11 protein-coding genes are annotated in these 12,572 nt (G+C 47.0%); 1 reads left to right on the top strand and 10 read right to left on the bottom strand.

Annotated elements, in window-relative coordinates; translation table 11 throughout:
* Nucleotides 1-59: 59 nt before the first annotated feature.
* The 6 genes from NST70_RS01505 to NST70_RS01480 all read right to left on the bottom strand — a co-directional run bounded on the left by NST70_RS01505 (nucleotide 60) and on the right by NST70_RS01480 (nucleotide 5,709).
* Nucleotides 60-833 carry an SDR family oxidoreductase gene (locus NST70_RS01505; RefSeq protein WP_026685136.1) on the bottom strand — a complete coding sequence of 258 codons (774 nt, stop codon included), beginning with the start codon at nucleotides 831-833 and terminating at the stop codon, nucleotides 60-62.
* On the bottom strand, nucleotides 811-2,055 hold the full coding sequence (locus NST70_RS01500) for an acyl-CoA dehydrogenase (protein WP_342475552.1): 1,245 nt from the start codon (nucleotides 2,053-2,055) through the stop codon (nucleotides 811-813). The genes NST70_RS01505 and NST70_RS01500 overlap by 23 nt, the downstream gene beginning before the upstream one ends.
* Before the next feature lie 187 nt (nucleotides 2,056-2,242).
* A complete protein-coding gene (locus tag NST70_RS01495; protein ID WP_014096370.1) occupies nucleotides 2,243-3,262 on the bottom strand; it encodes an STAS domain-containing protein in 1,020 nt (339 codons plus the stop codon).
* Between the two features lie 196 nt (nucleotides 3,263-3,458).
* Nucleotides 3,459-4,178 carry a YebC/PmpR family DNA-binding transcriptional regulator gene (locus NST70_RS01490; protein ID WP_035182699.1) on the bottom strand — a complete coding sequence of 240 codons (720 nt, stop codon included), beginning with the start codon at nucleotides 4,176-4,178 and terminating at the stop codon, nucleotides 3,459-3,461.
* Nucleotides 4,179-4,562: 384 nt separating this feature from the next.
* The gene (locus NST70_RS01485; protein WP_014096372.1) at nucleotides 4,563-5,150 is read right to left on the bottom strand and encodes a hypothetical protein; all 588 of its coding nucleotides are present in this window, start codon (nucleotides 5,148-5,150) and stop codon (nucleotides 4,563-4,565) included.
* Nucleotides 5,143-5,709: a membrane-spanning protein gene (locus NST70_RS01480; protein ID WP_235430871.1), complete on the bottom strand. Its 567-nt coding sequence runs from the start codon at nucleotides 5,707-5,709 to the stop codon at nucleotides 5,143-5,145. Before NST70_RS01480 ends, NST70_RS01485 begins: the two co-directional genes overlap by 8 nt.
* A 1,054-nt stretch (nucleotides 5,710-6,763) precedes the next feature.
* Between NST70_RS01480 and NST70_RS01475 the strand changes: the two genes are divergently transcribed.
* A complete protein-coding gene (locus tag NST70_RS01475) occupies nucleotides 6,764-7,402 on the top strand; it encodes a hypothetical protein (RefSeq protein ID WP_017550727.1) in 639 nt (212 codons plus the stop codon).
* Nucleotides 7,403-7,541: 139 nt separating this feature from the next.
* Here the strand turns inward: NST70_RS01475 and NST70_RS01470 are convergent, their stop codons facing one another.
* The 4 genes from NST70_RS01470 to NST70_RS01455 all read right to left on the bottom strand — a co-directional run bounded on the left by NST70_RS01470 (nucleotide 7,542) and on the right by NST70_RS01455 (nucleotide 12,549).
* Nucleotides 7,542-8,579, bottom strand: coding sequence for an NAD(P)/FAD-dependent oxidoreductase (locus tag NST70_RS01470; protein ID WP_328229864.1), 1,038 nt, complete (start codon nucleotides 8,577-8,579; stop codon nucleotides 7,542-7,544).
* A 31-nt stretch (nucleotides 8,580-8,610) separates the two neighbouring features.
* Nucleotides 8,611-9,426, bottom strand: coding sequence for an ABC transporter ATP-binding protein (locus NST70_RS01465; RefSeq protein ID WP_014096376.1), 816 nt, complete (start codon nucleotides 9,424-9,426; stop codon nucleotides 8,611-8,613).
* Between the two features lie 398 nt (nucleotides 9,427-9,824).
* The gene (locus tag NST70_RS01460) at nucleotides 9,825-11,240 is read right to left on the bottom strand and encodes an ISLre2-like element ISBco6 family transposase (RefSeq protein WP_342475533.1); all 1,416 of its coding nucleotides are present in this window, start codon (nucleotides 11,238-11,240) and stop codon (nucleotides 9,825-9,827) included.
* Between the two features lie 346 nt (nucleotides 11,241-11,586).
* Nucleotides 11,587-12,549, bottom strand: a complete 963-nt coding sequence (locus tag NST70_RS01455) for an ABC transporter substrate-binding protein (protein ID WP_014096377.1) — start codon at nucleotides 12,547-12,549, stop codon at nucleotides 11,587-11,589.
* Nucleotides 12,550-12,572 lie beyond the last annotated feature (23 nt).

Below are 12,572 nucleotides of genomic sequence, written 5' to 3'. Positions count from 1 at the left end.
CAAATGGACTGTTTCCCTAGGCTTAATAAGGCACCGATTACCGTCCGGCATGTCGGTTTTTAAAGCACATGCATGCCGCCATCGACGAGCAGCACATCCCCTGTCACATAGTCCGAAGCTTGGGATGCTAGAAAAACAGCTGCACCTTTTAAATCCTGATCATTTCCGAATCGGCCGAGCGGCGTTGCTTCCAATATCGGATTTTTGCCGCGTTCAATGATGACTTTGGCCATTTTTGTCGGGAAAAAGCCCGGCGCAATCGCATTCACATTGATGCCGTATCTGCCCCATTTGGCAGCGAGATCTTTTGTAAACGTGATGACCGCCCCTTTACTTGTGTTGTAACCGATCGTGTCCATGATGCGCGGATCGACGCCGCCAAGCCCGGCAATGGAGGCAATATTGATAATCTTGCCGTGCCCCTGTTTGATCATGACTTTTCCGGCTGCCTGGCTCATATGGAAAGTGCCGGTCACATTCGTGCTGATCACTTTTTCCCATGCCTCAATCGGCATCTCTTCGGCAGGCGCCCCCCAAGTTGCGCCGGAATTATTGACGAGGATGTCGATTTTGCCAAACTGCTTCACGGTTTCCGCGACTACTTCATCAACCTGGGTGCGATTTGTAATGTCACACTCCATTGCAAGCGCTCTCACCCCGAGCGATTCGATGCGTGCAGCCGCTTCTTCGCATGCCGCTTTTTTTCTGGAGCAGAGCACGACATCCGCCCCCGCTTCCGCAAATGCCCGCGCGATTTGTTCACCGAGCCCCCTACCGCCGCCTGTCACGATGGCGGTTTTTCCTTTTAAACTAAACAGTTCTAACACGTTCATCGGCCGATCCCCTTTCCTGGTATGGTTTTATCTCAAGCCTTGCAATCTGGTCGAGGTGGACTTCATCCGGGCCGTCTGCAAGCCGCAATGTGCGCGCGTTGGCCCACAGCCGGGCGAGCGGAAAATCGTCCGAAACGCCGGCGCCGCCGAACGCTTGGATGGCACGGTCGATCACAGCAAGCGCCATCCGCGGTGCCACTGCTTTAATCATTGCAATTTCCTTTCTCGCCACTTTATTGCCGACCGTGTCCATCCTATACGCTGCTTTCAATGTCAGAAGCCGTGCCTGCTCGATTTCAATACGCGACTCGGCCACCCACTGCCGGATGACACCCTGTTCGGCGAGTGGCTTTCCAAACGGCGCACGGTTTTGTATGCGCTTGCATAAAAGTTCAAGCGCACGCTCTGCAGCTCCAATCAGCCGCATACAGTGATGGATTCTGCCCGGCCCAAGCCGCCCTTGCGCAATCGCAAACCCTTTTCCTTCCCCCCAAATGATATTTTCAGCCGGCACCCGCACGTTTTCGTATGTAATTTCCGCATGGCCGTGCGGGGCATCATCATAACCGAAAACCGGGAGCATCCGCTCAATCTTCACGCCGGGTGTATCGAGCGGTACGAGAATCATAGACTGCTGTTCGTGCCGCGGTGCATCCGGATTGGTTTTTCCCATGACAATCGCAATTTTGCACCTCGGGTCGCCGGCGCCTGATGACCACCATTTCCGCCCGTTCACAATATATTCATCACCGTCACGTACAATACTGCATGAAATATTGGTCGCATCACTCGAAGCAGCATCCGGCTCTGTCATAGAAAAACACGAACGGATCTCGCCGTTTAAAAGCGGTTTCAGCCATTTTTCCTTCTGCTCATCACTTCCGTACCGGGCAAGCACTTCCATATTTCCTGTATCGGGTGCGTTGCAGTTGAATACTTCGGGGGCGATGATGGATCTTCCCATGATTTCACAAAGCGGGGCATACTCGAGGTTCGAAAGCCCGGCCCCGTATTCATTGTCCGGCAAAAACAAATTCCAAAGCCCTTCCTGCTTTGCTTTTGCCTTCAATTCTTCCATAATCGGCGGAACAGCAGCCCACCGTGTTTCCTGTGCATTCAGTTGTTCCTCAAAGATCTTTTCACCCGGATAGACGTTTTCTTCCATAAAACGCTCAAGCTTTGAAATCAGTGCCTTCACTTTTGGTGAGTAATCAAAATCCATATGATTCATCCCCTCCCCGTTGACTAACCGGTTAGTATGTTAATTTCATTATAAACAATCATTCGAAAATTTCAATAAAAAAATAAGCCGAATTTCCTCGATTTGTGTTGAATCTTCCCGGTAAAAAATAAAAAAAGCGGGAAACAAATCTCCCGCTTTTTGAAACAGATTTTTCAGGCCTTGCCAATCAGAGTATTTTCCTCCCCAATTGTCCGAGCGCATAGTGGATGCTGTGCTGCAACGTCTGGAAGCAGTCAAACTGGCTGAAATCAAGCCCGGAAGAAGAAATGGTCATGCTCATGGACGGCGATATACCGACAAGGATCGTTTGCGTGCCGATTAAGGAAGATGCTTTTCCGATATTTTCAATAAACTGGATGCTGTGCGGATCGTCTTCCACATCGAGTGCCGTTAAATCAAGCACCAAATACTTTGCTTTGTACTGCGGCAAATTTTTCAATGTTTTTTCTACCAGCTCTTCGGCACGTTCATCGTCATATTTCCCGATTAAAGGCACGACGACAATGCCGTCTAAAATCGGAATAATCGGTGAGGACAGCTGCTTGATGAGTTCTTTCAGCTCCCGCGTCTTATCTTCGACGAGCGCCTCCAGCTGAATAATCTGCTCAGCTTCTTTTTTCCGCGCCAGCTGGTGAATATTATGTGACACCGTGATATCCGACGGGAAATACTCAATGATCGTGGAGTCGTGGCCTTCGATCTGATACCGGACGACTTTATACCATATATTTGTATGGAACAGTCCGGTAAAAATACCAGCGTAGTGGGCAGGCAGAAAATTGCTGCCCGTTTTCTTTCCCTGGGCCACATTGATTTTATGCTCCCAGCTGTCTTTCAGCTCAATCGTCAATGTCTTCTGATCAAAGTTCATGTCTTTCATCACGGCTCTTCCCCAGCCCGCTGATGCGTAAGTAGTGGTAATGAGTTCAGACGCCTTTTTCACATCGAAATCTTTGATTTTATTAAAATAATCGGCAACGAGCAATCCCTGACGGAAACCCGCTGTTTCAAAGACAACATTGGATGCTTCTTCCCCGGATATTTCTTCAATTGTAGTAAACAGATCGCGCATCGCAGTTGGAATCCAGAAAAGGACCGCATCTTCCCCTTCGAAAATGAATCTTCCTTTTTCCAATTCCCATTCAAATTGAAGACCGCCCACATGTATATTCGGATGTTCGCTCACAGAATATCCCCTCTATTATGTACAATAAATTGTATTTTTATTATACCGGTTCAGTTTTCTTGCGTCTATTGATACGGGTTCTGTATGTGACAACATTCGCGTGCTTGCCGGAAAATGTGCTCACACACCAGGGCCTTACTTTCAAAGAAATTTGCTTATACGAAAAAAGGCGGGATTGCCCCGCCGTCCATCTTAATTAATCGCCTAAATTGACATTATGGTAAACTTGCTGGACATCTTCCAGGTCTTCCAGCACATCAATCAGTTTTTCGAACTTCTCCTGGTCCTCATCCGGCAATGTGACTTCGTTTTGCGGTAACATTGTCAGTTCGGCAACGGTGAATTCCGTAATGCCGGCATTTTCAAAAGCTTCCTGAACCGCATGAAACTGGTCCGGTTCCGCGTAAACAATGACGGCACCGTCTTCTTCAAAGACATCGCGGACGTCAATATCAGCCTCAAGCAAAAGCTCCAGTACTTCATCCGCTGTTTTTCCTTCAATGCCAAAGACTGCCGTTTTATCAAACATATACGCGACTGAACCGCTCACCCCCATATTGCCGCCGTTTTTCCCGAAAGCGGCGCGCACTTCGGATGCGGTCCGGTTGACATTGTTCGTCAACGTATCGACAATGATCATCGAGCCGCCCGGGCCGAAGCCTTCATAACGCAGTTCGTCATAGTTTTCATCAGCGCCGCCTTTTGCTTTTTCAATCGCGCGGTCAATGATCGCTTTCGGCACGCTGTATGTTTTGGCACGCTCGAGCACCATTTTTAACGCGCTGTTTGCCACCGGATCCGGCACACCCTGTTTCGCAGCAACATAGATTTCGCGGCCGAATTTCGCATAAATGCGGCTCGTATTGGCATCCCTTGCTGCTTTTTTATCTTTTATATTATTCCATTTGCGTCCCACGGGGATCACTCACTTTCAACAAAAATTCGAATGCTTCCGTACTTGCCCATTGTTGAATTATACACCAAAAGCTTTCCGGTGGGGGAAAATAATTGAAAAAACATCCCGGTTGGATAGCCGGGATTCATGATGTGCCAATTTTTTCTTCCTTTTCGCCGGTGTCCCGGATGATCTTTCCGCAGTTTTGCCATTTTTCATTGGTTTTTGGAAAATGGCTGGTTTTTCAGATCCGCTTTCCATTGATTTTTGGTTCCGCTTTATTTCCTCAAGCCATTTCTATTTCGCCGGTTTCTTGAAAACCGCAGATTTTTTTAAAATTCCACCATTCTTAAAGGTCCAGAAACACAGGGCTCCACACGCATGCGGCATGCTGGTTTTTGTTTCTCACTTTCGTTTCGTTCGTATCCCGGACCCTGTTGCCACAACCAGGCCGCCGAGCACATCTGCAATCAAATCGGTCATCGTATCCTTGTTTCCGCCGCCCTGCAAAGTAGTGCCAAAAAATTGGTCACCCGAAAACTCATAGATCTCCCACATTACACCGCCAAGCGCGGCAAACCCAAGCACAAATAAAAATACAAACCATGCGGAGATCGCCTTGCCCGCATCCCGGTGCACAAGCCGTTCATAAAGTGCGATCGCGGCAAATCCAAGAAGAAGGCCACTCACGAAATGCAGGAAGGTGTCCCACCAGCCTAAGCCGTACCAGCCACGGATCGATCCGAAATATTGGGAGCCGGTTAAAAAAAGAAAATAAGAAATGACAAGGGGCAGGTGGAACCGAAGGCGCGGAACCCACGAAAGGATAAGCGGAATTGCGCCCGAGATCACCCCGCCCGCAGCGACCGCAGCCTTCCAGGACGCGCCGGCCGTATATTGCATGGCGCATAAAACGGCCATCCACAGTACATAAACCAAGCTGATTCCAAACACAATTTTCCGGTCCATATTTCCACTTTCTTTCTTATACATTTTGTTTCCTGAATCCAGTATATATCGCAATCAGCACCCCGCCAAAAAATCCGGCCAGCAAGTCCACCATCGTATCGGTATTGCCGCCACGCTGCATCGTATGGGAGGCAATTACATCCCCCAAAAATTCATACATCTCCCAAAGAACGCTCCCTGTTATCGCAAGCCCGAGGGCAAACAATGCGGGAATCAAGCGCGACATGCCCCGCCTTGCCGTCTCCGGAACCAGTATTTTATACAGCGTAACGCCGATACAAGCTGTAAAAATGCCCTTATAAAAGTGAACGGACGTGTCCCACCACGAAAAACGCCCGTAAAATCCGGCGATCGAACCGAGGCAGATGGAACAAATCACGAAAATATACCAGCCAATAATCGAGGGCGTATTGATCCGGTTATGTTTTAAAAATAATAAGCCGAGCGGCAGCGCACTTAACACAATCCCGCCGGCCGCAATTCCCCACCGCAATGTATCATGCTTTATAATAAAATAGACCATAAGCCCGGCCAAAAGCAACATCATGCCGGTACTGAGCAGTATAATGATGATGCGTTTCACCTTTCCACCCCGTTCTGTTCTTTTCCAAAAATAGGATACCCTTTCTTTTTCCATTTCATCCTATATAAAATGAACATAGGGTTTGCTGAACGAATCCAATTCTACGTTTGTACCCAATTTGTCAGCAAGATCTAGAAGAATCCATCTGCGAAAATGCGATTCTGGTGCAAGCTTTTCCCTGGATTTTTTATAAAATCCTTGCACCTTGCATTAAATTTTTGCTTAAGCTGTCAGCATCCTTGCCAAATTTAGGAATTTTGCTTATTCAGCAAACCCTATGTTAAGGAAGCATGGAAAAAAGACGTTGCTCCTTTACATAGAGCTCGTCTACGTTAAGAAAGCACGAAAAAACGAAGACCTTCCTTCACATAGGGCGCGTCTAAGTTAAGAAAACACGGAAATTCGATGACCCTCCTTCACATAGAACCCGTCTACGTTAAGAAAGCGCGGTAATACAAAGGCCTTCCTTCACATAGAACCCGTCTACGTTAAGGAAGCACGGAAATTCGAATGCCTTCCTTTACATAGAGCCCGTCTATGTTAAGAAAGCGTAGAAAAATGACGTTGTTCCTTCACATAGAAGGCGTCTACATTAAGAAAGCACGAAAAAACGAAGGCCTTCCTTCACATAGAACCCGTCTATATTAGGGTTTGCTGAACCCCGGATCCAATTCTGCGTTTGTACCCAATTTGTCAGCAAGATCTAGAAGAATCCATCTGCGAAAATGCGATTCTGTCTTCTCTATACGTTGGATCAACTTTTTCATGGGTCTTTCATAAAACCCTTGCATTTAAATTTTTTCCTAAGCTGTCAGCATCCTTGCCCACATCTATGAATTTTGCTTATTCAGCAAACCGTACATAGATTTTTCTCGTCAAAATTCAAGGTTAGATATGGCTTTTGGCAACGCATAAGGAGCAGGAATGTTAAGCCCAACTTATATAGCCGACAAACCGCTGATCGTAAAAACATCCGTATGAGCGGCGTTTTCTTTTCCAAAAAGTATTTAAAACATTTCAATTTTAATGATAAAATAAGCTAGGGAGGTGTTTTATGAAAAAAGTTTTGTTTGCATGCTTGGCCCTGCTGTTGCTCTGTGTTCTCACCGGATGGAATCTGCTTGGGAAAAGCGGGAAGCCTGCCAATGCCAACACATTTAAACCGGCAAAACTAACGGCAAATGAAGAAGCCATTTTACACGCTTCAACGGACAACTCTTTTCTTTATCAATACCGTGTCGACCCTAACAAGTATAAATCCGTTAGAATCTGGCTGGAAGAATACAAATACGGAAAATTGGTGAATGACCATCTTTTTGAACTAGAAGGGGAAGCGGGGAAGAAAGGGACAATTATGTTCACAGCCTCTCCGGTAAGCGAAAACAGCAAACGTTATAAGGTCATCGAAGGCATCTATACGGGTAAAGGCAATACCACTTTCAGCACATTTAAAACTTTCCCGGCAGCAGGGGATAAAGACATCAACGCGTTTTCCTTGAGCGGCGTTGACAGCGCGGAATCGGCAAGCGGCAAAAAGATTTTAGGAGCCATTGGTTTTTCAAAAGATGATTCTGCCCCGGCCCCTCCGCTTCATGACTTTGAAGACCTGAAAAAACACAAAAAGGAAATACAATCTTACGCAACCCTTTTAGTGGTGCGGTGCGAATTTAAAAATAACAAGCGCAGCGCATGAACAGACGGCGGGTCATGATATCCGCCGTTTCCCTGTAATTACCGCCATGTGCGGACAGAAAGGAGCGGATGCGCATTTTGCTGCTTTTCAGTGCACACAAAAAAGACGCTGAGACACATCTCAACGCCCTTATTAGCTTTTAGCGTGCCTGTGGTTCTTTTTCGCGGCCGTTTTTATCTACAAAATCTTCGTGGTGCGTAGAATACATGGCCATCGGTTCTGCATCCGGGCACATATAGCGGACGGCGCTGTTTAAAGCAACCGGGCCTTCCGCAAACCCCCCGGCAATCAATTTTAATTTGTGCGGGTAAATTGCCGCATCCCCTGCCGCGAAGATCCCGGGTATATTCGTTTCCATCGCGCCATTGACCTCGATCCGCTCGTCTTTCATTTTAAGACCCCAGTTTAAAATGCCACCATAATCACCCTGAATGCCGTGGTTCACGACAACTTCATCGGCTTCAAGCCACATTTCTTCGCCCGTCCCGACCTGTTTCACCGCAACGCGTTCGATCCTATTGCCTGTTCCGTGCAGGGCTGAGATGCAGTAAGGGGTAAAAAGGCGTGCATTTTTCACCATTTCGGACACATCGGATTCATGCCCGCTGAATGCTTCCCGCCTGTGGACGATCGTAATGCTTTCGGCAATCCCGGCCAGTTCGTTTGCCCAGTCGACTGCCGCATTCCCGCCGCCAGAAATCAGCACCCGCTTGTTGCGAAAACGATTCAAGTCATCGACGGCATAATGGAGATTGCCGGATTCATAGCGCTCTGCCCCCGGAATATCAAGCTTAATCGGTTTAAAAATGCCCGCCCCGACAGTGAGGATAACCGTTTTGGTCAAGTGAAGGCCGCCATTTTCCGTACTTAACATAAAGATACCGTCCGGGCGCCGCTGTAATCCGGATACATGCTGATGAAAAAGGATCGTTGGCGAAAAAGTTTCCGCCTGCCGGATCAGTTCCTTCACAAGATCCCCGCCTGTTATTTTCCGGATCCCGCCAATATCCCGCAATGTTTTTTCCGGATAAAACATCGAGATTTTTCCGCCCAGCTGGCCGCTAGATTCCAGCACTTTCGTCTTTAATTTCCGCATGCCGCTGTAAAACGCCGTAAACAAGCCAATCGGCCCGCCGCCAATAATGGTTACATCGTAGATTTCATGGTCCAATGCCAAGATCCTCCAATCCCGCTCATAAAAAAAGTGGCTACGCCATTTGTGCGCGTACTTCTTTATACGGTTTAATCAAATCATAGGAAAGGCAAACCGGTTTTTTGCACCTCGGATCAAGCGCAATTTGGGCATCCAATCCGAAACATTCCCGCATCATTTCCGCTGTCACCACAGCTTCGGGGCTGCCCTCGTAAAGGATTTCGCCATCTTTCATGGCAACGATATGGTCCGCAAAACGGGCGGCCTGGTTTAAATCGTGCAGCACCATCACGATCGTGCGGTGCTCCATTCTGTTCAGCTCCTGCAAGAGTTCCAGCACTTCCAGCTGATGGGACAGGTCCAGATAGGTTGTCGGCTCATCCAGTAAAATCATTTCGGTATCCTGCGCAAGTGCGAGCGCAATCCAGACCCGCTGCCGTTGCCCGCCCGAAAGCGCATCCACAGGACGGTCTTTCAATTCTTCCGTCCCGGTCATTTCAAGGGCCCGGTGAATGGCTTTCCAATCTTCACGATTCAGCTTTCCAAACCTTTTTTGGTGCGGGTACCTGCCATAAGATACAAGTTCCGAAACCGTCAGTCCTTCCGGCACACTCGGAGACTGGGGCAAAATCGCAAGCTTTTGCGCAATTTTCTTTGTTGATTGTCTTGCCAGTTCTTTTCCATCCAAATAAACGGACCCGTTTTTCGGAAAGAGAATGCGCGCCAATGCCTTCAGCAAAGTGGATTTGCCGCATCCGTTCGGGCCGATGATCGCCGTCATTTTTCCGGCTGGTATATTTAAATTTAAGTTTTTAATAATTTCATGATCTCCATAGGCAACTTTTAAATTTTCTGCACAAAGCTTTGGCATCTCAGTTCCTCCTATGAATCTGGCATTAAATGAAAATGATTCTTAATATCAATTTCATTCTATAAGGTTTCCAAATAGGTGTCAAATCGATTTTTCACCGGGTATGTGTCAAGTTTTTCTCGACAAGGTTTAAATATCGGGTATTCCAAGACACTCTTTTTGTACACTTTCGGCTACCGTGCTTTACTTGCTCGGTGTAATTTTCGGAAAAGATGTAATATTTCCGTATAAAGATGGATAACGGGGATGTTGAGGCGCGCGAAATTCACTCGCTTTCCGCGGGCGGCCGGCGAGCCTCCTCGCTCGTACCTCGCTGCGGGGTCTCTCCTGGCTCGCTTTTCCCGCAGGAGTCTCGTAAATTTCGCGCGCCTCAACGATCAGTCCCCACTGAGCCAGGCTTAAAACGAAAGCTCTAATATTTTGCTTAAATGTCCCATTGCCGATGAACTGCTTGAATGCAGGGCAACTGATCCGTGCTTTACGCCCACTGACGGGCGTACAGGCTGCTTGAGTAGTTGAGACATCCTGATGAATTGTTTCAAGTTCCGTTGCTTTCTCTCGCTTCTTGAACGGTGTTTCAGATAGGCTTCTCTCAATGTCCCATTGAGTATGCCTTGTTTGATTTTCACCATGGCTTCTGCGCCAAGTTCACTCCAATGCATGCCCCTTTTTTTCATCCTGAAGGAGATATGCCTTTGATTCGATTCCATCGCTCCTAGGCCTCTCGCACCTTCCGGCACGTTTTTCACCCTGTCTCTCCAGTCAAAAATGCGGTCCCAGTTTTTCAAGATATACGAACGGAATTCCTTGATTTTCTTGAGGGCCTTTTTATCCGTCAAGGTGCTTTCGTGCGTATCCAAATATAACGTGAATTGGTCCAGGTCATGCGTTCTAATCGCTTTTCTAATTTGCTCCTTGATCTCGCTCTTTCCGCCCCCAAATGTCCTTATGATGGCTTGTGCAACGTGGTAGGTATCCAGCTGGTTGAGCACCGGAAATTCCGACTGTGAGAATGCTGTTTGAAACCGTTCAGCTGTGTACCCAGCACCTCCATCACTGTTTGTAATGACATGCGCTTTTTCGAGGGAATAGGTGTTGGCAGCTGTGGCTTGGACTTCATCCCAAAATGTCTGAATGTCTTCCGTCGTCATGATGACTGTGGGCTGACGCAGGGAGACCCTTTTACCATTGGTTTCCCATCCCTCATAGAGAATGGCGTGGTGGACTTCCATACTCTGTTTCTTTTTTAGTCCCCGAACGAATACACCATCTGCTTCAGAAAACAGGTAGTCTACCTTCTTCCCCTCAGGCAGGGAAACAGCTATTTCTAGCTCTTCTACAAGTGCCTTATCGGCTTCCGCCTGAGTTTTCCCTACGTGTTTTACCATGTTCCCTACAGTTGTGTGACTAAGACTCACTGCTGTCCACTCTTTTAAAATATCAGCTACTTCCCGATAGGTGTTCTCACTTGCCAACTCTGCCACCTTTAATTCCACTAACGGGCTGTATCGTTGGTGTGGTACCAGCCCTAACCATTCATCCAGAGGATAATGGGAATTTCCTCTCTTGTCATGCATTAATGAGCGTTTAAAGGTCACACTTCCAAATAGAAACTGAATGTTTCTGTTATCACTCCGGCAGTACACCCAGCCCTCCTCTAACTTCTCCTGTTTAATTGTTTTATCTAACTCTTCAAATATTTCCCCAACCCATTGTGTAAAAGCCTTCTGCATCAGAAGTTTAAGCTGTTCTTCAAATTCGATAAGACTCTTTGTATCCTTTAATAATCCAGCAATTATTGATATAATATCCATGGGAAGACCTCTCTCTCTAGATGTTCATCTTGAAGTGTACAATTAGATGATAGAGCGTCTTCCCATTTTTTTCCACTCATTTGCCCCTTCGAGTAAAATTTTACACATACTTTCACCGGCAATCTCCAGGTTTTTCCGCAATTTAAGCATTTCCTGCTGCCCTTCCTGTACTTTTGAAATTTTGCAAATTTTTTTCGGAGGAAAGGCTCTCCTTTTTTGGGCCTTTCCAGTTGGAATAAGGGTGTTCTTCCCCCGTATCCGCATGATGCCGGGTTTGGAAACATCAATATGTTCTTCCCGCAGCCAAAGCCGTCCATGCAACATGGACGGCAGGCCGCGAAAAGGATTATTTGATCGTTTTTAATACATCCCGGATCATCTCTTTGTTTGCAATCGCGCCAGAGTAAAGCCAGCCGGTATCAGCAGAAAATTCAGCTACATGGTGTTTCTTGACGGCAGGAATGCTTTTCCATAATGCATTGTCCAGCTCTGTTGCGTGGGTTTTATCGCTGTTAATCAAAAAAATATAGTCTGCATCCAGCTCGGTTAATTTTTCAAGCGAAATAGCATTCCAGTTGCTGGTTGCTTTTGCAGAAATTTCATTTACAACAGCCGGCACCTTCAAACCTAAATCATTGTACAGGACGTCCCCACTTGATACATTTTTCGATACGATAAAAAATTTATTGTTCACAAGCCAGATTGCAGCAGCAGAAGGCGCTTTTCCGTTTTTCGCCAGTTGTGCTTTTGCTTTCTTGGCTGTTTTTTCATAATCTGCGAGCACTTGTTTTGCCTTTGCTTCCTTGTTCAACACTTTCCCAACAGTAAGCAGTTCTTTTCTCCAGTCACTGTTTTGCTTTTTGCTTACGACAAAGGTCGGAGCGATTTTGCTGTATTGTTCATACTTCCCGCCTTCCACCATACTGGCATCGTCAATCAGGATTAAATCCGGCTTGAATTTTTGCACTTGTTCATAAGGCAGGTCGTAAGAAATAGCCGGTACCCCTTTCAGTAAATCGTCCTGCAAATATTCCTGAATGCCGTTGCTGACACTCCATTGTGCGACAGGCTTCACCCCGAGTGCAACAAGATGGTCTTCCAAATAAGTCGCAATGACGCGTTTCGGATGAGCCGGCACTTTTACTTTATGCCCCATCACGTCTGTTACCGTCCGGGTTTTTGAACCGCCGGCAGGCTTGTTTCCGTTTCCATTTCCGGACTGGCTGTTCCCGCAGGCAGCAAGGGCAACGGACAGAAAGACAATCCCGCATATTTGGAAAATCTTTTTTAATTTTAGATTGTAAGACATTTTCATCCCCCTGGCATTATGTT

It is taken from the genome of Weizmannia sp. FSL K6-0777 (assembly GCF_038593185.1).
Classification (GTDB): Bacteria; Bacillota; Bacilli; order Bacillales; family Bacillaceae_C; genus Weizmannia; species Weizmannia faecalis.
The sequence above is the reverse complement of the archived record's forward strand: the minus strand, read 5'-3'. Positions and strand labels throughout refer to the sequence as shown.